General features: G+C 37.3%; 30 protein-coding genes. 20 read left to right on the top strand and 10 right to left on the bottom strand.

Features of this window, described 5'->3' with window-relative positions; genetic code table 11:
- Positions 1–37: 37 nt before the first annotated feature.
- Positions 38–658: a YktB family protein gene (locus JFU50_RS02035; protein WP_201221515.1), complete on the bottom strand. Its 621-nt coding sequence runs from the start codon at positions 656–658 to the stop codon at positions 38–40.
- 201 nt (positions 659–859) lie between these two features.
- Here JFU50_RS02035 and JFU50_RS02030 point away from each other — a divergent pair, with 201 nt between their 5' ends.
- Positions 860–1,057 carry a hypothetical protein gene (locus JFU50_RS02030; RefSeq protein ID WP_053345189.1) on the top strand — a complete coding sequence of 66 codons (198 nt, stop codon included), beginning with the start codon at positions 860–862 and terminating at the stop codon, positions 1,055–1,057.
- Positions 1,058–1,474: 417 nt separating this feature from the next.
- Positions 1,475–2,278, top strand: a complete 804-nt coding sequence (locus JFU50_RS02025; protein ID WP_201221513.1) for an inositol monophosphatase family protein — start codon at positions 1,475–1,477, stop codon at positions 2,276–2,278.
- A 139-nt stretch (positions 2,279–2,417) separates the two neighbouring features.
- On the opposite strand, the gene JFU50_RS02020 is transcribed toward JFU50_RS02025, so the two are convergent.
- Positions 2,418–2,606, bottom strand: a complete 189-nt coding sequence (locus JFU50_RS02020; RefSeq protein ID WP_446728106.1) for a DUF5325 family protein — start codon at positions 2,604–2,606, stop codon at positions 2,418–2,420.
- Between the two features lie 124 nt (positions 2,607–2,730).
- Here JFU50_RS02020 and typA point away from each other — a divergent pair, with 124 nt between their 5' ends.
- The 3 genes from typA to JFU50_RS02005 are packed head-to-tail and all read left to right on the top strand — an operon-like array spanning position 2,731 to position 5,198.
- Complete coding sequence (gene typA, locus JFU50_RS02015) at positions 2,731–4,578, top strand: translational GTPase TypA (RefSeq protein ID WP_201221511.1); 1,848 nt, start codon at positions 2,731–2,733, stop codon at positions 4,576–4,578.
- A gap of 22 nt (positions 4,579–4,600) precedes the next feature.
- Positions 4,601–4,909, top strand: coding sequence for a YlaH-like family protein (locus tag JFU50_RS02010; RefSeq protein WP_053345193.1), 309 nt, complete (start codon positions 4,601–4,603; stop codon positions 4,907–4,909).
- 4 nt (positions 4,910–4,913) lie between these two features.
- Complete coding sequence (locus JFU50_RS02005; protein ID WP_053348008.1) at positions 4,914–5,198, top strand: hypothetical protein; 285 nt, start codon at positions 4,914–4,916, stop codon at positions 5,196–5,198.
- A gap of 37 nt (positions 5,199–5,235) precedes the next feature.
- Here JFU50_RS02005 and JFU50_RS02000 read toward each other — a convergent pair whose 3' ends face one another.
- From JFU50_RS02000 to JFU50_RS01990, 3 genes are all read right to left on the bottom strand, one after another.
- Positions 5,236–5,667 (bottom strand): hypothetical protein, encoded by a 432-nt coding sequence (locus JFU50_RS02000; protein ID WP_201221508.1) that lies wholly within the window; start codon positions 5,665–5,667, stop codon positions 5,236–5,238.
- The gene (locus JFU50_RS01995) at positions 5,651–5,851 is read right to left on the bottom strand and encodes a YlaI family protein (RefSeq protein WP_072272690.1); all 201 of its coding nucleotides are present in this window, start codon (positions 5,849–5,851) and stop codon (positions 5,651–5,653) included. Before JFU50_RS01995 ends, JFU50_RS02000 begins: the two co-directional genes overlap by 17 nt.
- Before the next feature lie 162 nt (positions 5,852–6,013).
- Entirely contained in the window at positions 6,014–6,613 is a 600-nt protein-coding gene (locus JFU50_RS01990; protein ID WP_201221506.1) for a YhcN/YlaJ family sporulation lipoprotein, read from the bottom strand.
- 267 nt (positions 6,614–6,880) lie between these two features.
- Here JFU50_RS01990 and JFU50_RS01985 point away from each other — a divergent pair, with 267 nt between their 5' ends.
- Positions 6,881–8,212 (top strand): PhoH family protein, encoded by a 1,332-nt coding sequence (locus JFU50_RS01985; RefSeq protein WP_053345196.1) that lies wholly within the window; start codon positions 6,881–6,883, stop codon positions 8,210–8,212.
- Positions 8,213–8,287: 75 nt separating this feature from the next.
- Here the strand turns inward: JFU50_RS01985 and JFU50_RS01980 are convergent, their stop codons facing one another.
- Complete coding sequence (locus JFU50_RS01980) at positions 8,288–8,791, bottom strand: peptidyl-prolyl cis-trans isomerase (protein WP_201181581.1); 504 nt, start codon at positions 8,789–8,791, stop codon at positions 8,288–8,290.
- 247 nt (positions 8,792–9,038) lie between these two features.
- On the opposite strand from JFU50_RS01980, the gene JFU50_RS01975 reads away from it, so the two are divergent.
- Both JFU50_RS01975 and pyc read left to right on the top strand, forming a co-directional pair.
- Positions 9,039–9,320 carry a YlaN family protein gene (locus JFU50_RS01975; RefSeq protein WP_053345198.1) on the top strand — a complete coding sequence of 94 codons (282 nt, stop codon included), beginning with the start codon at positions 9,039–9,041 and terminating at the stop codon, positions 9,318–9,320.
- Between the two features lie 700 nt (positions 9,321–10,020).
- Positions 10,021–13,458, top strand: a complete 3,438-nt coding sequence (gene pyc, locus JFU50_RS01970; RefSeq protein WP_201221504.1) for a pyruvate carboxylase — start codon at positions 10,021–10,023, stop codon at positions 13,456–13,458.
- A gap of 182 nt (positions 13,459–13,640) precedes the next feature.
- Here pyc and JFU50_RS01965 read toward each other — a convergent pair whose 3' ends face one another.
- On the bottom strand, positions 13,641–14,627 hold the full coding sequence (locus tag JFU50_RS01965) for a COX15/CtaA family protein (RefSeq protein WP_201221502.1): 987 nt from the start codon (positions 14,625–14,627) through the stop codon (positions 13,641–13,643).
- 622 nt (positions 14,628–15,249) lie between these two features.
- Here JFU50_RS01965 and cyoE point away from each other — a divergent pair.
- The 7 genes from cyoE to JFU50_RS01930 all read left to right on the top strand — a co-directional run bounded on the left by cyoE (position 15,250) and on the right by JFU50_RS01930 (position 22,168).
- The gene (cyoE, locus tag JFU50_RS01960) at positions 15,250–16,188 is read left to right on the top strand and encodes a heme o synthase (RefSeq protein ID WP_201221500.1); all 939 of its coding nucleotides are present in this window, start codon (positions 15,250–15,252) and stop codon (positions 16,186–16,188) included.
- Positions 16,189–16,455: 267 nt separating this feature from the next.
- Positions 16,456–17,538, top strand: a complete 1,083-nt coding sequence (coxB, locus tag JFU50_RS01955) for a cytochrome c oxidase subunit II (protein WP_053345202.1) — start codon at positions 16,456–16,458, stop codon at positions 17,536–17,538.
- A 24-nt stretch (positions 17,539–17,562) separates the two neighbouring features.
- Positions 17,563–19,434 carry a cytochrome c oxidase subunit I gene (gene ctaD / locus JFU50_RS01950; protein ID WP_053345203.1) on the top strand — a complete coding sequence of 624 codons (1,872 nt, stop codon included), beginning with the start codon at positions 17,563–17,565 and terminating at the stop codon, positions 19,432–19,434.
- Entirely contained in the window at positions 19,434–20,063 is a 630-nt protein-coding gene (locus tag JFU50_RS01945; protein ID WP_098175429.1) for a cytochrome (ubi)quinol oxidase subunit III, read from the top strand. The genes ctaD and JFU50_RS01945 overlap by 1 nt, the downstream gene beginning before the upstream one ends.
- Positions 20,064–20,066: 3 nt before the next feature.
- Positions 20,067–20,402 (top strand): cytochrome c oxidase subunit IVB, encoded by a 336-nt coding sequence (gene ctaF, locus JFU50_RS01940; protein WP_053345205.1) that lies wholly within the window; start codon positions 20,067–20,069, stop codon positions 20,400–20,402.
- 150 nt (positions 20,403–20,552) lie between these two features.
- Positions 20,553–21,455 (top strand): cytochrome c oxidase assembly factor CtaG, encoded by a 903-nt coding sequence (gene ctaG, locus JFU50_RS01935; protein ID WP_201181577.1) that lies wholly within the window; start codon positions 20,553–20,555, stop codon positions 21,453–21,455.
- A gap of 251 nt (positions 21,456–21,706) precedes the next feature.
- Complete coding sequence (locus tag JFU50_RS01930) at positions 21,707–22,168, top strand: DUF420 domain-containing protein (RefSeq protein WP_053345207.1); 462 nt, start codon at positions 21,707–21,709, stop codon at positions 22,166–22,168.
- A 113-nt stretch (positions 22,169–22,281) separates the two neighbouring features.
- Here the strand turns inward: JFU50_RS01930 and JFU50_RS01925 are convergent, their stop codons facing one another.
- Entirely contained in the window at positions 22,282–22,644 is a 363-nt protein-coding gene (locus JFU50_RS01925) for a YugN family protein (protein WP_201181576.1), read from the bottom strand.
- A gap of 489 nt (positions 22,645–23,133) precedes the next feature.
- On the opposite strand from JFU50_RS01925, the gene JFU50_RS01920 reads away from it, so the two are divergent.
- Positions 23,134–24,024 (top strand): CAP domain-containing protein, encoded by an 891-nt coding sequence (locus JFU50_RS01920; RefSeq protein WP_342366264.1) that lies wholly within the window; start codon positions 23,134–23,136, stop codon positions 24,022–24,024.
- Positions 24,025–24,064: 40 nt separating this feature from the next.
- On the opposite strand, the gene JFU50_RS01915 is transcribed toward JFU50_RS01920, so the two are convergent.
- A complete protein-coding gene (locus JFU50_RS01915; protein WP_201221498.1) occupies positions 24,065–24,559 on the bottom strand; it encodes a PaaI family thioesterase in 495 nt (164 codons plus the stop codon).
- 134 nt (positions 24,560–24,693) lie between these two features.
- Between JFU50_RS01915 and JFU50_RS01910 the strand changes: the two genes are divergently transcribed.
- Genes JFU50_RS01910 through JFU50_RS01895 form a run of 4 tightly spaced genes read left to right on the top strand, consistent with a single transcriptional unit; the run spans position 24,694 to position 26,391 of the window.
- Entirely contained in the window at positions 24,694–25,128 is a 435-nt protein-coding gene (locus JFU50_RS01910) for a YlbD family protein (RefSeq protein ID WP_201221496.1), read from the top strand.
- Between the two features lie 24 nt (positions 25,129–25,152).
- Positions 25,153–25,395: a YlbE-like family protein gene (locus tag JFU50_RS01905; protein WP_053345212.1), complete on the top strand. Its 243-nt coding sequence runs from the start codon at positions 25,153–25,155 to the stop codon at positions 25,393–25,395.
- 60 nt (positions 25,396–25,455) lie between these two features.
- Positions 25,456–25,881 carry a hypothetical protein gene (locus JFU50_RS01900; RefSeq protein ID WP_201181571.1) on the top strand — a complete coding sequence of 142 codons (426 nt, stop codon included), beginning with the start codon at positions 25,456–25,458 and terminating at the stop codon, positions 25,879–25,881.
- A 60-nt stretch (positions 25,882–25,941) separates the two neighbouring features.
- A complete protein-coding gene (locus JFU50_RS01895; RefSeq protein WP_201181569.1) occupies positions 25,942–26,391 on the top strand; it encodes a YlbF family regulator in 450 nt (149 codons plus the stop codon).
- Between the two features lie 186 nt (positions 26,392–26,577).
- Here the strand turns inward: JFU50_RS01895 and JFU50_RS30560 are convergent, their stop codons facing one another.
- On the bottom strand, positions 26,578–26,763 hold the full coding sequence (locus tag JFU50_RS30560) for a hypothetical protein (RefSeq protein ID WP_242489016.1): 186 nt from the start codon (positions 26,761–26,763) through the stop codon (positions 26,578–26,580).
- Between the last annotated feature and the right edge of the window lie 61 nt (positions 26,764–26,824).

Raw genomic sequence — 26,824 nt, 5'->3', positions numbered from 1 at the left:
CATCTATTAATTCCAATGCAATACGTGGAATATGTGTTTATTTTAATTTATATAAGGGTAAAAGATGCTCAAAAGCATCATTAATGGTTTTAATGAAATCATCATCATTTAATTGAATGGCTTCTTCGCGAGAAATTCTTATCCCGCAAAGAATTTCAGCTTTCTTTACTGTCTGCAAACGATTAAACATTGAATTCAAATCATCAACCGAAAGGCCATCATGAGGGATTACTTCAGGTTTCGTATGATCCATCGACCAAACATAATGTGAGGGAATATTTTTTATGAATTGCTTCGCATTTTGCTCTAGATGCCTCCCGATTTCAACTTTATTAGGAGCTTCATAAATGACTGCGAACCAAATGAACATATGTGTTTCCCACAAACCAATTTGGAAATGTGGCATCATTTTATAACCTCGGCTGTTGGCAGCAAAGGCAACCCAAGTGTCGTTAGGAGGGTTTACTTTCCTTCTAGCATGCTTAGCAACATGAGGGAACATCTCTTCGCCGGTCATCACAGATAATTGTTGTGAAAAGTGCTCACCAAGTGCTTGTAGCTTGGGTTGGATCTGCTCTTTTAAGGCATCCATTCGCGGTTCCAATCCATCAATTTTAAAAACATTAAAATCATCAGCTGAAAAACTTGCTATATTCATTATCATCTCTCCTACCGTAATATCTGCACATATTGTAGCATAAGTAAAAGTAATAATTGAAAAATAACGATTTAGTTCATTATCGAAAAATTCCTTTAAGTTAAAAGAACAAATTAGTTGCTATTTGTGGTAGGAAGACATATGATAAAATAAAAATAAATTCAGAAAATTAAGTTAATTGACGAAGGGAGAATGTTAATTATGAAACAAGTCATGAACCAAGCATTAAAAGCTAAAGAAGTTGAAAGACATAGAGCTGCAGTGTTAAGAATGGAAATGGACTATGAATTAGCAACCCTTTTTGAAGCAATTAGTGAAGAGAATGATCAAAAGAGGTCACAATGCAAGCAAAGGCTTGAGCGTATCCGGTTAGAATTGCTAAAACTTAAAGCCTTGTAAAATGATAAAGCTGCAGAGATCGTGAAGGAGAATTAATGAACGAAATGAATCAAATTCAATACAAGAAATTCTATTATAGATGATGAACGGACACTTATTTTATAAAAAATAATGTGTCCGTTTTTCGTTAAATGAACAAAATAGTAGTAAAAGCTGGTCTTTGATTTTTAAAATGGACTACTTTCCTGTTAATTAGGAAAAAAATTATCAAAAGTATACAAAAAATGCATGAGGATAATTAGCTTATAAGCTTAAATGGAGTGAAGAATCGTGAATTAAATAACCCTTATTATTCAAAGGTATTTTAAAAATTGGTAAATTTATGATGTTAAAAACTTGAAGACTTGATATATTTGCTTTAATCTTTAGTAGAGCATGTTAGTGTAGTTTCTGATTACAAAGGACGGGGATATAATAATGGCATCGGTTAAGGAAATGGATTCATATGCGAAATTATGGATGAAAGAAGCAGGGTCGAAGCTGAGAGCGTCCTTTGAAACCAAGCTGAATATTGAAATTAAAACGAATCCTAATGATTTGGTTACCAATATGGATAAGGCAATAGAAACGTTTTTTTGCGATAAAATTACCGAAACTTTTCCCGAACATCGTATATTTGGGGAAGAGGGAATAGGTAATGAGATAAAAGATTTAAAAGGAACGGTGTGGATTCTTGATCCAATTGATGGAACATTGAACTTTATTCATCAACAGCGGAATTTTGCGATTTCTCTTGGGATTTATGAGGATGGTATCGGGAAAATAGGTATGGTTTATGATGTCGTAAATGATGAACTGTACCATGTAATTAAAGGGGAGGGGGCATTTATGAACGATCAAAGACTCTCTCCGCTGAAAGAGGTATCGGTTAGCAAAGCCATCCTTTCCATGAATGCAAGCTGGGTAACGGAAAATCGCCGGATTGATCCGAGTCTTCTAGCCCCGCTTGTGCGTGATGCGCGCGGGACCCGTTCATATGGCTCAGCAGCATTGGAGTTAGCATACGTGGCTGCAGGCAGGCTAGATGCTTATATAACTATGCGGCTTATGCCTTGGGACTTTGCCGGTGGAGTTTTACTGGTTGAGGAAGTGGGCGGAGAAGTAAGCAATATAACTGATAAAAAATTGGATTTTTTAGAGGGAGATTCATTATTTGTCTCTAAGCCTGGACTGCACAAAGAGGTTTTTGAGAAATATTTAACAGGTAATACTAGCCTTTAATACCCCTGGCCTAAGTCATTGGTAATGTTCAAAAAGGATATTAAAATGGATAAAGTAAGACTAAAGACTTAGGGGAGTGGAGAATATATTTTACTTGAAAAAATTAGCAAAAAAAAACTCGCTGTTTACAGCGAGTTTTTTATATTATAACTTTCCTGCTTCGCGTAATTTTTTCTTTTGAGTAAAACCAAACCCCATAATCCCGCAAAGTACAACGATTGCAGACTAAGATTCCAAGTAAGCTTTTTTCAGCAATAAAGATGCCTATAGAGCCAATACTTGATGCTGCTAGTATCGCTAATATTAAGAAATTCCATTTAATATTCATTAATATCACCCCTAATATATCTATTGTACATAATTTCTGTATTTGTTTCTACTATGTTTGTGATATAATATGTAAGTTAATACTAGTGATACGTTATACACAAACTTTTTTAGGAGTGAATTTTTTGAAATTAAGAGAAAATATTCGTAATATAGCCATCATTGCCCACGTTGACCATGGTAAAACAACTTTAGTGGATCAGTTGCTTAAGCAATCTGGTACATTTCGTGAAAATGAACATGTGGAAGAACGTGCGATGGATTCTAATGCTATTGAAAAAGAACGCGGAATTACGATTCTTGCGAAAAATACAGCAGTTCAATACCAAGATACAAGAATCAATATTTTGGATACACCTGGTCATGCTGACTTTGGTGGTGAAGTAGAGCGGATCATGAAAATGGTTGATGGTGTTTTACTTGTTGTTGATGCATATGAAGGATGTATGCCGCAAACTCGTTTCGTGTTGAAAAAAGCATTGGAACAAAAAATAACGCCAATCGTTGTCGTGAATAAAATTGATAAAGACTCTGCCCGTCCAAACGAAGTTGTGGACGAAGTAATTGACTTATTCATCGAACTTGGAGCTGAAGAAGAACAATTAGAATTCCCTGTTGTCTTTACTTCAGGTATTGCTGGTACAGCAAGCTTGGATTCAGATCCTACCAAACAAGAAAAAGACATGACCCCATTATTCGAAACAATCGTCGAAACGATCCCTGCACCAATTGATAACACTGATGAACCACTTCAATTCCAAGTGGCTTTACTTGATTACAATGATTATGTAGGACGTATTGGTGTTGGCCGTGTATTCCGTGGGAAAATGCATGTAGGTCAACAAGTTTCATTAATGAAACTTGATGGATCAGTTAAGCAATTCCGTGTAACGAAAATCTTTGGTTATATTGGCTTGAAAAAAGTTGAAATCCAAGAAGCTGTTGCCGGTGATTTAATTGCTGTTTCTGGTATGGAAGATATTAACGTTGGGGAAACAGTTTGTCCTATTGAACATCCTGATGCCCTTCCAATTCTACGTATCGATGAGCCAACATTACAAATGACTTTCCTTGTAAACAACAGCCCATTCGCAGGCCGTGAAGGTAAATTCGTAACAGCTCGTAAAATTGAAGAGCGTTTGAAAAGCCAATTGCAAACTGATGTTAGCTTAAGAGTTGAAAATACAGATTCTCCAGATGTCTGGGTTGTTTCCGGTCGTGGAGAGCTTCACCTTTCTATCTTAATTGAAAACATGAGACGTGAAGGTTATGAACTGCAAGTTTCTAAACCTGAAGTTATCGTTCGTTTGATTGATGGAGTGCGTTGTGAGCCAGTTGAACGTGTTCAAATCGATGTACCTGAAGAGCACACTGGTTCTATCATGGAATCCATGGGAGCTCGTAAAGGCGAATTGTTAGATATGACTAATAGCGGAAGTGGTCAAGTTCGTTTACTATTCACGATCCCAGCTCGTGGACTTATTGGTTATTCTACTGAGTTCTTAACAATTACACGTGGTTATGGTATCATGAACCACTCATTTGACAGCTACCAACCAATGGCCCAAGGTCAAGTCGGTGGAAGACGTCAAGGTGTACTTGTATCAATGGAATCTGGAAAAACTACACAATATGGTACGATGCAAGTAGAAGACCGCGGTGTCATTTTCGTTGAGCCAGGTACGGATATTTATGAAGGTATGATTGTCGGAGAACATAACCGTGATAGCGATTTGACTGTTAATATCGTAAAAGCGAAACAAATGACAAATATGCGTTCAGCTAATAAAGACCAAACTTCTTCAATGAAAAAACCAAGAATTATGTCTCTTGAAGAAGCTCTAGAGTATTTGAACGACGATGAGTACTGTGAAGTAACTCCGGAATCAATCCGTCTTCGTAAAAAGATTCTTGATAAAAACGAACGTGAAAGAGCAGCTAAAAGAAAAAAAGTTGCTGTTGAAGAAAAATAAATAGCAAGAGGAGGAGAAAAGATTGGATATCCAAGAGCGATTATCATTTTTTGCAGCTTTGTACAGAGTGGATGAAAATCCTGAAGCAGGAATGTGGTATTTATATTTAACGATTTTTGGATTATGCATCCTTGTCTATCAGCTAGGTTTTGCCAAAAAGTTACCTTTGCTAAAAAATGTGATTATTTACGCGGTAATGGCACTTGGGTGTACCCTTCTTTCTTTCTTTGCAGTGTTTCTGCCAATGGGGGAAGCATTAGTCATCGCATCGCTTGTTCTAGGGATTTATAGAATTCGTCTTCATAATTCGAGAAAAGAAGAACAGGCATAAGATGATGAAATCATTACAAGATGCTTTATACAATTGGTTGACGATTAGAGTTGTCTGTGATGCAAGACCTGATGATTCAGCTGCGCGCGAAACAGAAATGTTTTTCATGCAGATGCTGAAAAATGATCATCAAGTAATCATTGATTCCGTTTCAAAAATAGAACCTTTTTATTTCGTTGAATTTCTAATAGGAGACGAAATGAAAAAGCAACGTTTTCCTATTGAATTGATTGATATTATGTTGGATCAAATACAACTAGAACCAGATAAGTATAAAAATATTGAGTGATGATAAAAAGAACCGTGCGAATTTCGCACGGTTCTTTTTATATTGCTTTTGGAAGAAATATCGCGTAAATAAGATGTAAGAGAGACCACAAAAAGAAAGCAGCCAGATCGAATGGATGGGCAACTTCCGTTTGTGAAAGCAAGGATAATGGAAAATAAAGCAGAATCACAGGAGTGATGATGCAAATAGCAAGTGTGTATGTTTTCCATTTGCGAAATATGCTCCAAGTATGAAGGATATATACATAACTAAAAGTAATTGTAAGTGAGACAAGGAGATGGAAAAAGAACAACGTTGCCTCACTCCAGGGGATTGCCCCGATTACTGGAAGGAAATCTACATTTAATAAAAGCTGATACACTTGTTTTCCTGAATACATTTCCATCCACTTCATTAAGAAGCCGAGCATGATCCCATTAATCAGGCCAATCAAACAGACCTTTTTTAATGTTTTACCATTCATCTTCATTTTTGATAGTGCGGTAAAGACGGAAATTCCCGGTGGCAATCCGTTCGTTTGTACGCTCTTCTATGCGTTGATTGCATGTATTGCACATATAGGTATGTATAGGACGGTTACGAAGTTTCTTTGCTTCTGGACTATCATCTGGTATAGATTCAATTTGATCACATATTACACATTTAACCTTCATATTATTTGAACCTCACTTCAATTTCAATATGCTTTTAAGTATACCAATATTTTTATGGTAAAACGAGGATAAAGTGAAACTTACATGTGAGTGACTAATCATTATTAAGGTTATGACTGTATAAAAGACAAAAACCCGAAGGTCTCTTCGGGTTGGGGTTATTTACTCTTTATAGTGATTAGCTTGATCATTTTGCTCCTCATCAAGCTGTTTTCTTTCCTTTTTATCTTTAAGTTTAGCCTTTTCGTTTTCAATGACTTTTGTGGGCGTTGGGGTTAAAATATCACCTGGAACCTCAGGAATGACTCGACTGGTGATGTCAGCCAGTTCATTTAGTATTCCTCTTACAGGTTTGCCATTATTAATATCCTTAGCCACCTCCCTAATTCGTTCATTTATATCAGGATCAGCGACGATGATAGCATTTGCTCCGTTTGGATCTTTTTTGAAGCTTTCACCAACCGAGTATTTAATCGTTCCTACCTGTGAACGTTCAATGTCTTGGTCAATATCAATTCCGACTATGGCATATTTGCCAAGTACGACTGCAGTGGCATCATTCACCTCGGGAATGGATTTAGCCAGACCAGTGAGTCTTTTTGCTGTTTGCTGACCAGTTTTTCTATCCGTTTCCTGAACAGACGAATTATTAACTTTAGTTAGATTACTTTTTGTGTTATCTTGTGACTGTTCATTATTATTATTCATCGAGCAGCCTGTCATTAACAGAACAGTAGCAAGAGATAAAATAAGTTTCCGCAAATGTCCATCCTCCTTTTAGGAAATTACCTTTCCGTTAATTACAGCCTGTCCACTCCAACTAAGTCTGATGCATAAATTGCAGTAAACCTGCTGTGTTCCATATGATCAAAGCTCACTTTGCAGGAAGTTTTCTTTATAGTCTGTAAATGTTCTTCTATCTTTATGCAAAGGAACATATATTTTATCAACAGTCTCGTCCGCTACATAACTGCTGAGTGCAGTCAATGGTAAGACATATCCGATAAAGAGCAGGCAGGAGGCGTCATATTGGGGAAAAAAATCTATGTTTTAGATACGAATGTCCTGTTGCAGGATCCGTATGCGATTTACTCATTCGAAGATAATGAAGTAGTCATTCCAGCAGTTGTTTTAGAAGAATTGGATTCGAAAAAAAGGTATATGGATGAAATCGGAAGAAATGCCAGGCAGGTATCAAAATTGATCGATAGCTTTCGTGAAAAAGGAAAGCTTCATCAAAGCATTCAGCTTCATAATGGAGGTAGCTTAAGAATTGAACTTAATCATCGTTCATTTCATAAACTTCAGGAAATTTTCGTGGAGAAAACAAATGATAATCGAATATTAGCAGTTGCAAAAAATTTATCTTTAGAGGAAGAAACAAAGGAAGATGGGAAGACGGTCATTCTTGTCAGTAAAGATACTCTAGTGCGTGTAAAAGCTGATGCGATAGGGCTTGAGGCGGAGGATTTTTTAAATGATCGTGTTGTTGAAATGGACCATATTTATGGAGGGCATAAAGAAGTTTTTGTGTCGATTGACAATCTGAATAAGTTTTATGAAAAAAGTCATCTTAAGCTTGAAGAACTGACAAAAGATTTATACTACCCTAATCAATTCTTGCTGATGAAGGATACATTGGGAAGTTCAGCCTCAGCGATTGGGATTGTAGATGAGAACTGCAGATATGTTAAGAAACTAATGTATGAAGGAGAACATATTTGGGGAATTAAGCCGAGAAACGTTCAACAGACGATGGCCCTTGATTTGTTACTTCGTTCTGACATTCAGCTTGTGACGCTTATTGGTAAGGCTGGGACAGGAAAAACGCTATTGGCATTGGCAACAGGATTGATGCAAACAGAAGATTTATCTCAATATAAGAAGCTTCTAGTAGCTAGGCCTATTGTTCCGGTCGGTAAAGATATTGGTTATTTACCTGGGGAAAAAGAAGAGAAGCTTAGACCTTGGATGCAACCTATTTTTGATAATCTGCAATATTTGTTCAATACGAAAAAACCAGGGGAATTGGACGCAATTCTAGCTGGCATGAGTTCGATTGAAGTAGAAGCTTTAACCTATATCAGGGGTAGGAGTATTCCGGATCAGTTCATCATCATAGATGAAGCGCAGAATCTAACGAAACATGAAGTGAAGACCATATTAACAAGAGTAGGGGAGCGGAGTAAAATTGTTTTGATGGGGGATCCGGAGCAAATCGATCATCCTTATTTAGATGAATATAATAATGGTTTGACCTACGTTGTAGAAAAATTCAAGACCGAGCGTATTGCTGGCCATGTTAAACTGATAAAAGGAGAAAGATCCGGTTTAGCTCAGCTTGCTGCTACACTTTTATAAAAAAACGGCAAGGGAAATTTCCCTTGTCGTTTTAAATAATGCATTCAGGCTTCTATAACTATGGTACATGTACTTTTATTTAACAGTGAAAGATCGTACATTCTTAATTGGGTTATTGATATTAGAGGCATCTCCAAAATAAATTTCCATAGGTCCGCCCTCGGTTACTTTAATTGGCTTTCCATCCTTGGAAAAGCCAAGGAAAAATTCAAGCGCTACTTCGAATGGAAATGTAAGCTCTTTTTCATCAGTTGTAACAATAACTTCTGTTACACCGGTTTCAGGTTCGGCGTTTTTCAAAAAAGGTTCAAAAGGAATGCCAAAAGTCCCCTCCATCAATCTTTGCTTCTCAAACTTTCGTTCCGTTTTTAATGTAGGAGGCATGGTAGCGCCCTCTTGAATTTCCTTTTGCCAATGTTTGGACGCTGCAATTGTATACTCTTCTAATTCATTGACTTGAACTCTCTCAGCATTGAAGTATGTATCGATTTCAATTTTACGGTCATCAAAAATCCACACTCCAGGATCTAGAGTAATTGGATATTTCACTTTTCCATTAATAAACACGATGGGTTCCAAATATCTCATTCCTTTCTGTTGCTAACATTCTTATATAAGTATAATCAATTATATAAGAAATGTCACATTATCTAGGATAGTGATTATATCTACTGCCGGGTTTATGAGTATAGAGGCTGATTGTGTTATTTCAGTGTTTGGATTATTCAATTTGTTTGTCAATGTCCTTGCTTTTTCACACAACAAAAGGTAGAATTTAATGATAAGATAAGTTAAGATATAATCGCTCTGAGCGGGGGGATTTAACATGGCATCTGATATGCTTGTCAATCATCGAGAAAAAGCTTATGCTTTATTAAAAGCAGATGCTGACAAGATTCTAAAACTGATAAAAGTTCAAATGGAGAATCTCACTATGCCTCAATGTCCTTTATACGAAGAGGTACTTGATACACAAATGTTCGGTCTATCACGAGAAATTGATTTCGCCGTACGTTTAGGCTTAGTAGAGGATACAGAGGGCAAGTCCCTTTTGGAAACTCTTGAAAAGCAATTGTCAGTTTTGCATGAAGCATCATTAAAAAAATAATATACAAAACATACTAACTCAAACAAATCTCGATGATTGTTTGAGTTTTTTATTTATATACAATACTAGGTAATAGTGTTATACTATAATTCAATAGTGTTATACTAATTAGTGCGATTGAAGCTCAAAATGAGCTTTTTTATTGGGTATGGAATGTTAATAGAAATAATTTCGGGAAAATCTATCACCACATATTCGAATTCGCATTTTAGTTGATGAACTCTTTTTTCATAAATAGAAAAATGGAGTAAACTTGTGCAGATTGTAAGATGATCTTCAATCAGTATTGAATCTTTAGTTCTAGAACTATAGATATTGAGGGGTCAAAAGACGGAAAATCCCTGTGCTTTTATACGAATATACATAATTTTTTATTTTTTTATTGTATTCAGTTTATTTTAGTATTATGGTTATATTAATTGTTGAAAAAATACAAAGTTAACATATTGATAGTATATTATAATAATTTCAATGTATTTTAACTAATTGGCAAAGTTCTATTTTTGTGTATTTATTTTTCAGAAACGTATAAATGCATAACTGAAAAATATATCGAAATATAATTATGTTGAGGAACGACGATTTTAATAGGACTGTCTCCATTGTTGGAGAAATAAACGTGTGAATAAAAAGTTGTGAAGTTTATCACGCTTTTTTTCTATATATTCAATAAAAATACATATTGATTAGGGTGGTAGCAATGGTGAAACGTATAGAAAAAGTACTTGCGGCAAATCGTGGAGAAATAGCGATTCGGATTTTTCGGGCGTGTACGGAATTAGATATTAGTACAGTTGCAATCTATTCAAAAGAAGATTATGGATCTTACCATCGATATAAGGCGGATGAAGCATACCTAGTTGGGGAAGGCAAAAAGCCGATTGATGCATACCTGGATATTGAAGGTATTATTGCAATTGCTAAGATGAGCGGAGTCGATGCGATTCATCCTGGTTATGGTTTCCTTTCAGAAAACATTGATTTTGCTAAACGTTGTGAAGAAGAAGGCATTATCTTCATTGGACCAGAATCAAGGCACCTAGATATGTTTGGAGACAAAGTAAAAGCAAGAACACAAGCAGAACTAGCTGATATTCCGGTCATCCCGGGTAGCGAAGGTCCTGTAACAAGTGTGGTAGAAGTGAAAGAATTTGGTGAACAATACGGTTTTCCAATTATTATAAAAGCGTCTCTAGGCGGCGGCGGGCGCGGAATGCGAATCGTTGAGAAGGTTGAAGATGTTGAAGAGGCTTATGATCGCGCAAAATCTGAAGCCAAATCAGCCTTTGGTAATGATGAAGTCTATGTAGAGAGATTTATTCAAAATCCAAAACATATTGAAGTTCAAATTTTGGCTGATACTCACGGGAATATCGTGCATTTATACGAACGTGACTGTTCTGTTCAGAGACGTCATCAAAAAGTTGTAGAAGTGGCACCTTCTGTTTCGCTTTCAGAGGACTTACGTGAAAGAATTTGTGAGGCAGCAGTCAAATTGTCAAAAAATATTGACTATGTCAACGCGGGTACTGTCGAATTCCTTGTTGCAAATGGTGAATTTTACTTTATTGAAGTCAATCCAAGGGTACAGGTTGAGCATACCATTACTGAAATGATTACAGGTATCGATATTGTTCAATCACAAATCATGATTGCTGAAGGACATGAACTTCATGGCAAAAAGATTGGGATTCCTGAACAAGCTGGTATTAAAACACATGGTTTTGCAATACAGTCACGGGTAACAACTGAGGATCCATTGAATAATTTTATGCCAGATACTGGAAAAATGATGGTGTATCGTTCTGGTGGAGGTTTTGGTGTTCGTTTGGACGCTGGTAATGGGTTCCAAGGGGCTGTTATCACACCATATTATGATTCACTTCTCGTTAAACTTTCGACACATGCGCTTTCATTTGAACAGGCTGCATCAAAAATGGTTCGTAACCTTAAGGAATTCAGGATTCGTGGAATTAAAACGAATATTCCATTCCTTGAAAATGTTGTAAAACATGAGAATTTCATTAGTGGTGAATACGATACTTCCTTTATTGATTCAACACCGGAACTATTTACCTTCCCAGTCAGAAAAGACCGTGGAACAAAAATGCTTTCATATATCGGTAATGTTACGGTAAATGGATTCCCAGGAGTGGAAAAAAAGAAAAAACCTGTTTTCGATTTAGCGCCAATTCCAAATGTTGCCGGACTGCCGCTTATCTCGGGTACGAAGAATATTCTGGAACAACAAGGTGCAGAGGGGCTTGTTAATTGGATTAAAGATCAGAAAGAGGTATTGATTACTGATACGACTTTCCGTGATGCACATCAATCTTTATTGGCAACCAGAATTAGGTCGAAAGATATTCTTGATATCGCTGAGCCTACGGCGAAACTTCTTCCTAATTTGTTTTCTATGGAAATGTGGGGCGGGGCAACTTTCGATGTAGCTTATCGGTTCTTGAAAGAAGATCCATGGGACCGTCTATTAAGCTTTAGAAAAAAAGCACCGAATGTGCTTTTACAAATGCTATTAAGGGCTTCAAATGCAGTGGGTTATAAAAATTACCCTGACAATGTCATTCGCGAATTCGTTGAGAAATCAGCGGATGCAGGAATTGATGTTTTCCGGATCTTCGACAGTTTAAACTGGGTAAAAGGTATGGAAGTGGCGATAGATGCAGTCCGTCAATCGGGTAAAATTGCTGAAGCGGCCATTTGTTATACTGGGGATTTAAATGATCCGTCACGTAGCAAATATAATATCGAGTACTATAAAAATATGGCGTTGGAGTTAGAACATGCCGGTGCTCATATTTTAGCTATTAAGGATATGGCTGGACTTCTGAAACCGGATGCTGCTTACCGTCTGGTATCAGAATTGAAAGAAACAACTTCCCTTCCAATCCATCTGCATTCTCATGATACGAGCGGAAATGGAATTTACATGTATTCAAAAGCGATTGAAGCTGGCGTGGATATTGTTGATACGGCGATTGGATCTCTAGCAGGATTGACTTCACAACCAAGTGTACAAACGCTTCAATATGCATTAGAAGGCTCAAGCAGACAGCCTAAATTGGAAGTTGATTCACTAGAGCGGTTAGGCGAATACTGGGGAGAAGTCAGGAAATTTTATCATGACTTCGAAAGTGGAATGAACGCACCTCATACTGAAGTATACAAACATGAAATGCCTGGTGGTCAATACAGTAATCTGCAGCAGCAGGCTAAAGCGGTAGGGCTAGGAGAACGCTGGCATGAAGTTAAAGAAATGTATCAGCGCGTTAATGCAATGTTCGGAGATATCGTTAAAGTAACGCCTTCTTCTAAAGTTGTAGGAGACATGGCCTTATTTATGGTGCAAAATAACCTATCTGAAGAAGATGTCCTTACAAAAGGCCAAACCATTGATTTCCCTGATTCCGTAATAGAGTTATTCGAAGGCTATTTGGGTCAACCGGTTGGGGGATTCCCAAAAGAGCTTCAGGAAGTTATCTTAAAAGGAAAAAAACCTATTACTGTAAGACCGGGTGAATTGTTGGAAGACGTAGATTTTGGCGCTTTAAAAGAAGAATTGTTCAAGGAATTGGGACGTGCTGTCACAGATTTCGATGTACTTGCATATGCCCTATATCCAAAAGTATTCTTAGATTACAATAAAACTATTGAATTGTTCGGCGATGTTTCAAACCTTGATACGGCCACTTTCTTATATGGCATGAGATTAGGGGAAGAAATCGAAGTTGAAATTGAAAAGGGTAAAACGCTTATCGTTAAATTAGTATCAATCGGTCAACCATTGGCTGATGGAACTCGTGTTGTGTATTTTGAATTGAATGGTCAATCTCGTGAAGTAATCATTAAGGATGAAAACATTAAATCTTCTGTTCAATCCAAAGTGAAAGCAGACTCAAAAAATAAAGAGCAAATCGGTGCAACAATGCCTGGTACGGTAATTCGTGTTGTCGTCGAAAAAGGGGATCAAGTTAAGCAGGGTGATCACCTAATAATTACGGAAGCCATGAAAATGGAAACAACCGTGCAGGCGCCATTCTCTGGGACTATTAAAGACATTTATGTTAAAGATGGTGAAGCGATTAGTACTGGTGATTTATTGATTGAAATAACTAAGTAATACCACTGACTAAGGACATTGTTATCGAAGTTGGGCATATTAGTACCCTTGAGATTTCAAGCTGCTGTATGCCCTCCTTTGGGTTAAGTTGGTTACATCGAATTTGTCTTTCTTATACAAAAAAGCCATCATTCTGAGGAAATGATGGCTTTTTTTGAATCTATTAATTGAACAATCAGACATTAACGAGCGGGTATGGTTGGTGTTATTTCTTGTTCATCCTGTCCGTTGACGGTATGTGTTGCACTCCCTTTTTTAACGGCTAATGCATTTTTTTTGCTTCTAGAAGTCAGCAGCATTAAATAGCTCATTACGCCAAAAAAGCAAGCTATGAATAAGGCATGTGCCAATGCAATATATAAATTCTGTCGTGAAAAAATAATAAAGGCTCCAGCGGTAACTTGTAAAAAAACGAGAATGAATGCAGCAATCCAACCGCCATATATTACTTTTTGATGTTTGTAGTATTTATGGGCAATAAATGACACGTAAGATACCCAAATGAATAATGCCCCAGCAATGGCTCTGTGACCCATCTGAACCCATTCATATAGGTTGGAAGGGAGTGCAAGACTGTCATTTACACATAAAGGCCAATCCTTACAGATTAAACTAGATTCTGTATGTCTCACAAGTGCACCCGTATATACGACTATTAGGGTGAAAATTAGTATGCCAATAATATGAAATCTCATCCGCTTATCAACTATAAGTTTTTCAGCTTCGAACTTCTTGTCTACTTCAAAAATCAAAAGTGTTAATAAAAAGACAGAAGCAAAGGAGATTAGTGATATACCAAAATGGAGAGCCAGAACGAAATCAGATTGTGACCAAAGAACCGCTGCTGCTCCAATAAGCCCTTGAAGAACTAGAAAACTAAAAGAAATAACAGATAAAAAGCGTGCTTCACGAATATGCCCTATTTTTCTCCAAGACATATAAGATAAAACTAAAACCATGAATCCTCCAGCACCTGAAACAAGTCGATGGGAAAACTCAATAACTAATTCAAGCGTAATTTTGTCAGGGATCAATTGACCATTACATAATGGCCAGGACCTGCCACATCCCATGCCGGAATCCGTCTTAGTGACTAAAGCTCCACCAAGTAAGATGAAAAGCATTACAATCGTAGTTAAAACAGCAAACCATTTAAGAGACGATTTCACTAGAAGTCCCACCTTTTTCTCTGGAGCCAAATTAGTTAGTTCCATAAATTTCATACTTAAATAATAGCATAAGATATTGCATAAATATTTGTCGAACTTTCTTGATATTACACAAAATAGAATGATTTTACAAGTTCAGTTAATATTATACCTATTAAATAAAACGCCTGAAATAGTTGAAAGTTACAAGAGACTTTGATAGAAATAAAGGGAGTGTAAATCTTTAAGTAGGAGCAAAATAGAGATATAGCCTAGGGGGATGATGATAATAACTGACTATATATGTTATTAATAAAAGACATGAAACACCAGCAAACACAGTAAAATTCATGCGACACAAATTGGTCAAAAATTATCCAAAAAAATTTCACAAAAGCTTCCAAAAATGTGTTTTAATATATTGAAGAAATGATTTTACTAAATTTTACTGTTATTAAGCATGATATAAAGAATAAAAGCTCTAGAAGGATTCCATTGACAACGGTCATTGGTAAATAGTTTACTTTTTGTTTACGCTTCTTTGGTTACAAATATCGAAAAGTATGAAATAATGTTCTATAGTATCGTAAGTAACTTTTTTTACATTTGCGTCTTTGGTGAATGATTTAAAGGAGGAAAACAAATGTCAGAAACAAGGGGTATGTCAGAAGCTGTCATGAAGGACAGTAAAGCCGCCCTTCAATCGGATATACCGGAAACAACAGTTTGGAAGGATTTTCTCTCACTTATTAAAGTGGGGATTGTCAATTCAAATATAATTACAGCTTTTACCGGAGTATGGTTAGCCCTTCATTTTTCAGGGCTTAGCTTTTTAAGTAATCTTGATGTAGTGTTTTATACGCTTGCAGGCTCGGCGCTCATTATGGCTGGATCTTGCAGTTTTAATAATTACTATGATCGTGATATCGATCATTTAATGGAAAGAACGAAAAATCGGCCAACAGTAACTGGAAAAGTACAGCCTTCAAAGGTATTGGTGTTAAGCTTTGGCTTGATTGCTGCTGGACTAATTTTACTGGCTTTGACTAATATGACAACTGCCATAATCGGTGCATTTGGCGTATTTGCCTATGTTGTCTTATATACTATGGTTTTTAAGCGGAGATTTGTCTCAAATACAATTATAGGCAGCATTTCCGGTGCCGTTCCTCCACTTATTGGCTGGGCTGCCGTTGATCCTGGTCTTGATACTATGGCGTGGGTTTTGTTCGCTATTATGTTTTTGTGGCAGCCTCCTCATTTTTATGCGCTTGCAATGAGACGTGTCGAAGAATACCGTGCAGCGGGAGTGCCAATGCTTCCAGTTGTAAAAGGGTTCAAGGCCGCAAAAAGATCGATTATGTTATGGATTATTGTATTAATGTTTATTCCTTTCTTTTTAACACCTTTAGGTACTCCGTTAGTTGTTCTGGTCGCTCTATTGAGCACAGGTTGGCTTATTTTAGGAATAAAAGGGTATAGAAAGAAAGATGATGTTAAATGGGCAACATCCATGTTTGTATATTCTTTAAACTATATGACCATTTTATTTGTAGCGATGGTTATTGTCACACTCATTTAGTATTAGTTAAATAATGTATATTGCGACCTGTTCTTTGACAGGTCGCGACTTACTTATCAATAATTGTCCACTAACCGCCAACCATACATATAAACTGAGAACGCATCAAGAGAGTACTTCATAAGAGCGGTTACATGAGCCATTTTAATAATTCCTTAGATTAGGGATTCTTTCTTTTTTTAGAAATTGACATAGAGAGAATATTCGCAATTGCGCCCATTTTTATTTTTGTGAGAAAATTTTGACGAAAGAGGGGTTTCTGAAGCTATGAAAAAAAGGCTGCACAAATGGCGCCTAATTGCTTTGCTGGGTATTGTAGGACTTGTCCTTTCGGGCTGCGGCGAACCATTCCTATCCGCGCTGAAGCCAGCTGGCAATGTTGCGCAATCTCAGTATGATTTACTGATATTGAGTACGTTAATCATGGTACTGGTTATTATTGTTGTGGTTATTTTGTTCGTTGTAGTGTTACTGCGCTTCCGCCGAAAGGAAGGCGACGAAACAATACCGAAACAAATTGAAGGAAGTCATAAACTTGAAATTATCTGGACTGTTATTCCTATCCTTCTTTTAATTGTTCTGGCTGTTCCAACTGTCGTCACAACTTTTGACTTAGCTGACACAAAAGCAATGGATAAGAAAGATAAGGATGGAAAGACGAAGGACGCACTTGTAGTAAATGTTAGGGCGAACCTTTATTGGTGGGAGTTTGAATATCCAGACCTTGGTGTTGTTACAAGTCAGGATTTGGTCGTACCAACTGACCAAAAAGTGTATTTCAATTTAACTGCTTCAGATGTTAAGCATTCATTCTGGGTACCGGCTGCCGGAGGAAAGATGGATACAAATACAGATGGAGTTAATCAGTTTTTCTTAGAATTCGATAGTAAAAAGGCAGAAGATTCGAACAATTTATTTTACGGGAAATGTGCTGAGCTTTGCGGACCTTCCCATGCTTTGATGGATTTTAAGGTGGTAACAAAATCTAAATCCGACTTTGAAGCATGGACTAAGGATATGAAGTCTGCAAAAGAACCCACTGTTACTGGTGATTTAGCAAAACAGGGTGAAGACGTCTTTAACCAAAGCTGTATCGGTTGTCATGCGGTTACGCCTAATGACAGTAGACCTGAGGCTGCCCGTCAAGCTCCGAATCTGGCTACATTTGGTGAACGTGAGAAAGTAGCTGGAGTTTTGGATCATACTGAACAAAATGTGAAAAATTGGATCAAGGATCCTGAGAAGTATAAACCGGGTAACACGATGACCGGTACTTACGGTGAACTTTCAGATTCACAAATTAATGCACTAGCAGCTTATCTTTTACAGCTGAAGGTGGAAGGAAAATAGAACATTGATTAAGGAGGTTAAATCGTGAGTACGTACGCTAATAAAAAAGGATTTGGCGCTACGATTTGGGATTATCTGACAACGGTAGACCATAAGAAAATCGCCATCTTATATCTTATTTCTGGCGGATTGTTCTTTGTGATCGGCGGTTTGGAAGCGATGTTTATTCGTATCCAGCTTGCAATCCCAAATAATGACTTTGTAAGTGCCGGATTTTATAATGAAATTTTGACCATGCACGGCACGACGATGATATTCCTGGCAGCCATGCCATTAGTATTCGCTGTAATGAATGCAGTTGTGCCATTACAAATAGGGGCTCGTGATGTTGCGTTCCCATTTTTAAACTCATTAGGTTTTTGGTTATTTTTCTTTGGAGGTATATTCTTAAATCTTTCATGGTTTCTAGGAGGAGCACCTGATGCAGGCTGGACATCGTATGCATCACTTTCTCTGCACTCTGAAGGCCATGGTATTGATTTTTACGTCCTAGGATTACAGATATCCGGACTGGGAACATTAATTGCAGGGATCAACTTCCTTGTAACCATTATAAATATGCGTACGCCAGGTATGACCTACATGCGTATGCCGCTGTTTACATGGTCAACGTTTGTTGTTTCTGCATTAATATTATTTGCTTTTCCTCCACTTACTGTAGGATTAGTGTTAATGATGTTTGATCGGATGTTTGGCTCAAATTTCTTTGATGTAGCAGCTGGAGGTAATACGATTATTTGGGAGCATTTATTCTGGATATTCGGTCACCCAGAAGTATATATTCTGATTCTTCCGGCGTTTGGTATTTTTTCTGAAATTTTTGCGACATTCTCTCGAAAAAGATTATTTGGTTATTCATCGATGGTATTTGCAACCGTTTTAATCGGTTTCTTAGGTTTCATGGTTTGGGCCCATCATATGTTTACCACTGGTTTAGGTCCTATCGCAAATGCAATCTTTGCGGTGGCTACTATGGCTATCGCTGTACCAACGGGTATTAAGATATTCAACTGGATTTTTACGATGTGGGGAGGAAGCGTCAAGTTCACGGTTCCAATGCTTTATGCAGTTGCCTTTATTCCTACATTTACCATGGGTGGCGTAACAGGTATCATGCTCGCATCCGCACCTGCTGATTATCAATACCATGATAGTTATTTCGTTGTTGCACATTTCCACTATGTAATTGTCGGTGGGGTTGTATTAGGTTTATTGGCTGGAATCAATTTCTATTGGCCGAAGATGTTTGGAACTATGTTAAATGAAAAATTGGGGCAGATCACATTTTGGACGTTCTTAATTGGTTTCCATCTAACATTCTTTATTCAACATTTCTTAGGGCTAATGGGGATGCCTCGTCGCGTATTTACATTCTTGGACAATCAAGGTCTCAATACAGGTAATATGATTAGTACCGTTGGAGCCTTCTTAATGGCATTTGGTGTCTTGGTAATGGTCATCAATATAATCATTACATCTGTGAAAAATGAAAAAGTAGGCAATGATCCATGGGGAGATGGTCGTACGCTTGAATGGGCTATTCCATCACCACCGCCATTTTATAACTTCAAACAACTTCCGCTTGTGCGTGGTTTAGATCCTTACTGGGTTGAAAAAATGGAAGGAAAAACGGAAATGACTCCTGCAGAACCACTTGGGGATATCCATATGCCAAATTCATCTATTCTTCCTCTAACGATTGCTTTCGGTTTATTTGTAGCCGCATTCGGTGCTTTATATAATATGGATGATAAGACATGGACCCTACCTATAATCATTGTTGGACTTTTGATTACATTTGGTTCAATGTTAATCCGTTCCGTTAAAGACGATCATGGATACCATATTCATAAAGAAGACCTTATGGACGATAAAGATAAGGGAGGTAAGGCATAATGCAAGCAGATGAAAGATTCACGGATGCTACTTGGCCTGCTTCTCCCGAGAAAGCGACTTTAGAAGGTAAAAATAAGTATTTGGGATTCTGGTTGTTTCTTGGTGGAGAGACGGTATTATTCGCCTCACTATTTGCAACTTACCTTGCTTTAAAGGATAAAGTTCCAAATGGTGATGCAGCCCTAGCAAAAGATTTATTCGAATTACCACTTACTTTTGTTGCGACTATGCTGTTATTGACTAGTTCATTAACTAGTGTGTATGCAATGTATCATATGAAAAATAATCACTTTAAACAAATGCAGGCTTGGCTTGTGATTACGGTTGCACTTGGTTTTGCTTTCCTAGGTCTTGAGATTTATGAATTTAATCACTATGTTCATGAATATCATCATACTTTTACGAGTAGTGCGTTCGGCTCCGCTTTCTATACGTTAGTCGGCTTTCACGGAGGACACGTTGCTTTCGGTTTGATGTGGATTATTTCGCTGATGGTTCGTAATGCAAGAAGGGGCTTGAATTTATATAATGCGCCTAAATTTTATGTTGCGAGTCTATATTGGCATTTCATTGACGTAGTCTGGGTGTTTATCTTTACAGTCGTATACTTAATGGGAATGGTGGGATAACTGATGGCGAATGAACAATCAAATTCAGCGAACCCGAATGTCGATTTAAAATATCGCCGTAAGAAAAATGCTGAAGAGATGAAACATCAAGTGATATCATTTACACTTATGATTTTCTTTACATTAATTGCTTTTGCTGCAGTTGGAATTGAAGGATTTTCACATTGGTTCATTAAACCAGTCATTTTGCTACTGGCAGCCGTACAAGTGGTTTTCCAATTGTATTATTTTATGCATATGAAGCACAAAGGGCATGGTACTATTGCATTGTTTTTATTCTCTGGCCTTGCAGTCGGCTTAATAACTGTCCTTGTTTTCACAACGATTGTTTGGTTATAAACCATAAAGAAAATCGGCTATTGATTAATAGCCGGTTTTCTTATGTCTCATTCATTTGTTAGGAAAATAATCCAAGTTTATCTATATTTGTTACTAATTTTTATTTTAGGTATAATGAAAGTAAGAAAAAGTTTATGACGAGGTGATTTTTTGTCTATTGATATTTTCGGCTTTCGTGCTTTGTGGAGTCCATACTATTTTGCCGCCCTCGTACTTATAACGGTTGGATATTTTTGGTTGGCGACAAAATACAGAGGGAAGTTTCCGGGTAGTTCATCGCTTTCCGTAAAGCAGGTAACTTATTTCTTAATAGCAATGTTCCTTCTTTATATGGTAAAGGGTTCCCCGCTGGATTTATTGAGTCATATCATGTTCAGTGCCCATATGTTTCAAATGGCTCTGCTTTACTTGGTGATTCCGCCATTATTTATCATTGCGATACCAGACTGGTTCTGGAGATCTTTCATAGGTTCAAGGGGAGTGAAACCGTTATTTCAGTATTTCACGAAACCCCTCGTGGCTCTTTTGCTATTTAATGTCCTTTTCTCTTTGTACCATATCCCGTTAGTTTTTGACTTTATTAAAACGGGGATATGGTTTCATGCTGGCTACACGGCGATCTTATTTACAACTGCAGTTCTGATGTGGTTTCCTCTTGTTAATCAACTTCCAGAACAAGAAAGTCTATCAGGTGTTAAAAAAGTAGCTTATATTTTTGGCAGTGGTATTTTAATGACACCAGCTTGTGCATTAATCATTTTTGCTAATTATCCGATGTATGATACGTTTACGAATGCGGAATCATGGGCCAGTGCGATGGAGCTTTGCGTGCCTGCTTCAGCATTGTCCAATTTATCACTCAGTGGTCCAGAAATGTTTAATGGGCTGCCGTTACTTGAAGACCAGCAGCTTGGCGGGGTACTTATGAAGGTTATTCAAGAAATCGTTTTAGGATATGTTTTAGGAGTCATTTTCTTTGCATGGTTCAAGAAGGAAAATGGAGAGCAAAATGGGATTGATCCGATTCCTTCAGAATTTCAGACTGTAGAATAGTCGTATCATAAAGGACTTGTCTAGTAACGGACAAGTTTTTTATGATGTCATCGCCATTACGGTGCTGCCTAACGAAGACTTTAATAGGGATAAGAGGCCACCTTTTTTATAAATCGTAAAAGCTAGTGATTAGTCTTAGCTTTTCTATAAAAGTGAGCATTCTGTTAAAAATCCTTGATTTTATTGTATTTTATGATTACCTCTTATAAAATGGTAGTTGATTAATAAATATAGAGAGGACTACAATTCTTATGTCTTTACCAATCCTTCCAACGATAAGTACAGCTTTCATTGTATTAAGTGCCATCACTGTTGCAATAGGCTGGTATCAAATTAAACAGCGCAAAATCGAGACCCATAAGAAGACAATGATGGTAGCTGCAGTTTTTGCGGTAATCTTTTTCACTATCTACCTTTCACGAACAGTCTTTATTGGCAGTACGTCATTTGGTGGACCTGATGACATTAAAATTTACTATACGATTTTTTTGATTTTCCACATAACGCTTGCTACGACAGGAGCTGTTCTTGGAATTATTATGCTTACCACTGGGTTTAAAGGCAATTTTGCCATCCATAAAAAAATTGGGCCTACGACAAGTATTATTTGGTTCTTCACTGGAATCACTGGAGTAGCCGTTTATATTCTGCTTTATGTCATTTATCACGGTGGAGAAACAACATCTTTAATAAAGGCAATTCTAGGGTTTTAAAACAAAGAAAAAGCCTGGTGCAAAAAAGCATCAGGCTTTTGTTATAGGTATTAAAAAAAGAGAGAGCATCTATAGACACCCTCTTTTTTTACTGTATTTTTTGCTAAAGGCTTTTACAGGCCATTAAATTGTGTGAGTTCTTCTTTGATCTGAGCAAGGATTTTTTCACTTTGCTTCACTAATGAAGCAGGGAAGTCCTCTCCTTCGCCGTATTCAACGCCGTGTGGATAATAGTGTTTTCCTAATAGAGGAACCATTAGTTTGATGACGGCTCTGTGAGCGCCTACATCGCCTTCTGTAGCAAAGCCAAGTATTCGCAGATAGAACGTGCCTTCTTTTATTTCAAATTTACGATCGAAACTAACTCTTTCGTAATCCCATTGTTCTGCACGTATTAAACCATATTGCGGCATTAGGTCATCTAGTCGGTTTAAGTCGGCTGTGATGTTCTCGATTCCAAAGCTTTCAAATTTCACGAGTAGTACCTCCTATGTTTACATTTGAGAATTAAAATGACATACCAGGAAAATGTTATGTACATAAAATATTTAAATAATTCTCCAGTATGTTTATAATATACCATTTTATCCTATATTTTATAATAGTACGAAATGGTGGAAGTTGCAATGAACTCAAACATGGTATTTTCATCATTCACAAAAGTTACACTTTTTAAAAATAAATTAAATGGAGTGGCATTCCATTGTAAATTAGAAAATTATGATTGAACAATGATATAATCAGGAAAGAAAGATGTGAGCATTGTATACATAAATTAGATAGAGAGAGGGAGTGTTCCTCTGCGCGGGTTAGGTAAGGTAACGGTATTAATTATTATTTTTTTTGTAATCGGTATTTATCTTAATATCGGCGGTGAAGATGAAGGTAATCCCCTAATTGATGGTAACAAAGGTGTTAACCCTAATGAACATATAAATGAGAAAAGTACTTCTTCTGAAAAAGAGGTGACTGAAGCTACAGAAGGTTTGGCAGTTACAATTGGGAAAAATGCGAAAGAGATAGAAAAAGAATTCGGAGAACCTGATCGAATTGATATGTCCGCTTATGGCTATGATTGGTGGGTTTATAAAAAAGACTATAGTAATTATTTTCAATTAGCCATTGAAAATGAAAAAGTGGTTTCTGCATATGGTATAGGTGATAAGGTTAATGTTGCGCCATTTAAAATCGGACAATCCATTGATGCCATCTATTCTAGTTTGTATGTAGAACCAACTGTTGATATTGAGGTTGGGGATAGTTCCTATCGTTTTGAATTGTCGGAGGAAGATATGAACATGAGGCCTTTGATTGAACTTGGGGATATTCATGTACAGTTGTATTTAGATAAATTCTCAGGAACGGTTTCAAGTGTTCGGTTTTTGAATGATTCTACCCTTTTAAAACAACAGCCTTATGAGTTGACCTACCATGGTAAGCTTGTGAAGGTGGAGGATCTTTCTGAGAAAGACTGGGAAAAGGTGGAGGAAGGCAACGAACAGCAAATATTCGATATTACGAATATCATGCGTAGCAGATTTGATTTGAAGCCTCTAGAATGGGATGATTCTGCAGCGGAAGTTGCTTACCTTCATAGCCGTGAAATGAGGGATACTCCTGAAGGGACAAAGGTCCCTGAAACAAAAGGGGATTTGGAAAAGCGTCTGAACGCAGGTCACGTTAAATACAGTGCAGCAGGTGAAAATATTGCTAAAGATTACGTGGATGCAGCGGCAGTCATGGAAGGCTGGCTAAATAGTAAGGGCCATCGGGATGCGATGCTGAATGAGGACTTTACAGGTTTGGGTGTAGGGGTTTATAAAAAGTATTATACACAGAATTTCATAAGAAAATAAAAATGGATCCCTTATGGGATCCGTTTTTATTTTCTAATTATTATATTTTCAAGATGAAAAAGTTGCCTGTCGATACCGCGCAAAGTTCGCCATCATCGCGGTATACCTTTCCTTCGACGATAATCGTTTTATTGCCTCTATGTATTAACTCACACTTACATGTTAAATGATCACCAATAGCGGGTTTTACATACCGAACTTGTATATCTGTCGTTACTGTAGCGTACCCTTCTGGAACTGTTGAGTTGGCAAGGTTCCCCATACACGAATCTATCATGGTAGCAATCATTCCGCCGTGGGTAATGTTCAATTCATTATGTACAAGTGGTGTGTTAGGCATGGTCATTGTAAGTGAGGTATCCTGTTGGCTTACATCCTTATTTAACTGCAATAGGCTTGAAATATAGGAATACTTCTTTTGTTCTCTTTTTACTTGTATTCCTGAGATTATTCCCGATAAAACGGCTAACTCTGTTTCATCTGCTGACTTTGCCAGTTTTTGAAAGTCTTCGACTAAATCCCTGAAATCTATCATGAAAATACCCCCTCATTTTCTAATATTATACTATAAGGAAATGTAATTAAATTCGGAATAGAAATGCCATGCACTTTTTATTTCATTTTAGCATATGGTGAACATAGGCGATGTCTTAGTGTGAGGTGAGAGTAATGGCAAAAAAAAAGCGCCCCTCCGTCGATGGATTTCGGGAGTTTGTCAAGGAGCATCCTTATTTAGTAAATGAAGTGAGAAACAAGCAAGCAACATGGCAGGAACTTTTTGAAGAATGGTACTTACTCGGAGAAGATCATTCACGCTGGCAGGCTGACGGCAGTGTGAATGAATCTATAGTGAAGTCTGAACCTCAATCACAGCCGGTAGAAAAGGGAGATCAAAGTACGGAGTTGATAGGTTCGTTAATGAGTGCAGTTAAAAATATGGATATGGGTCAGATACAACAATATATTACAAATGCCAATCAGGCAATTGGGGCAATACAGGGAGTGCTATCGGCTTTCCAAGGGAATAAATCAGGTGGTGATTCCAATCCGCCCCCGAAGGACAATGGGAAGAGAGCGAATCCATTTATATTTAACAAAGATTAAGTAGTGAAGAGGGGAGGGCTTTTCATGCGCCAGAATGTATATGAATTCATTCAAACAAATGAAGATATGCGTAATTACTTGAGGGTTCAACCTGCATGGTACAAAAGGTTAATGCGGAATCCACATGAAGTGGACGTATTCGAAACGGAAGCGAAATACTATTTTGAGAAGTCGATACCACATCGGGTTTCTAAATTTTCAGAAAGCGTTCAGGTTGCTTCTATGATGCTTCATATGTTTCAAGCGATGAATACTCCAGGAGAATGAAGAAAAAAAGAGTAAATTACTCCTTTTGGCGAACAATAAAGGCAAAAGGGGGACGATGATATGAGAAGATTCATTATGGTTCTAACAGTGTTGATGGCAGCGACAGGTTGTGGAAAGAAAATACCGGAACCTGAAAATTTAGGAGCAGCTCTACAAAATGTTTCTAACTTAAAAGCTGCCACCACTGTCTCAACCGTCCAAAATTTGGATGAGAACTTTCAGGTGAAAACTTTTGTGAAAGGGAACTCTGTATATGTTGAATGCTACCTAAAGGATTATGGTTTTTCTGAAACAAATCCTAAACAATTGGCAACTGTGTCGGTATCTATTGATAATCAAAAGAAAAAAGATATGCGGACAGCGGCTTTTATCTTAAAGGATGTTCCAAATGGCATGCATAAGATTAAGCTGGAGATTTTAAATGGTTCAGGTAAAAAAACAGGATTACAAAAAGAGTTTGAGGTACATATCACTTCCTCTATTTAATCAAACCATTAGCATCTGATAGTAAGAAATGTTAAAATGATGGTGGAGGTGAGCTTGTTTATGCTTGCTACTATGGAAATTATCGACATTTTACAACAGGCTGACGGATTAGCTGAAATAATCCTTCATTCTGAAATAGGAGAAGAATATCTCCTTAGTTTATATAAATTACAGAGCGACAAAGAGGCACAGCAGAAGATTTCAAAGTTTACTTCTTTAAAGGATCTGTTTGAAGATGTTCAAAGGTTCGGTAAATATCATCCGGACTACAAACGTATCAATTTAGAGACTAGAGAAGCTAAACGAGATATGGATATGCATTCTACCGTTGCCCAGTTTAAGAGGGCAGAGACGGAATTGCAATCCGTTCTTGACGAAATCAGCGGACGAATTGGCCGGGCAGTTTCTGAGCAGGTTAAAACCCCTGCGGGAAATCCATTTTTTGTATCTTCAGGTGGGTGCTCAACCGGAAGTTGCGGTACTGGTGGAAGTTGTGGATGCTCTGCTTAATAGGAAAAAGCCTGGTCCTTCCAGGCTTTTTTTTATTGCAGTGTTAACTTCTAAATAGAATGCAGTCCGGACAGAGATTCCCACAGCAAAACATCTTTTGTTGTGGTACATAAAAACGGTGGCGGAATACAAATAATTGGTTTTCCTGCCGGACGAAAATGGTTTCGCAATGGAGTTGCTTGCCTCTCATTGAACGGCTTGTCGCTTTTTTATTAAGAGAAAGAGATTATTTTTTTCGTTTTCCTTATCCTTCTGAGAATAATGAATATATATAAATGGAATGCCCGTAATTTTCTTTAGCGAGGCTTGGCTTATCTCTTCATTATCTACTAGATGTCCGATAAATTGATTCCAGATTTGGTCTAAATCCATCTCTTTTTAGGCTCCTTTCTTATTATTTATATTCATAATAGTAAGAGAATTTAGTTTATAA

The sequence above is a fragment of the Peribacillus sp. TH14 genome, assembly GCF_016651145.1.
Lineage (GTDB): Bacteria > Bacillota > Bacilli > Bacillales > DSM-1321 > Peribacillus > Peribacillus butanolivorans.
The sequence above is the reverse complement of the archived record's forward strand: the minus strand, read 5'-3'. Positions and strand labels throughout refer to the sequence as shown.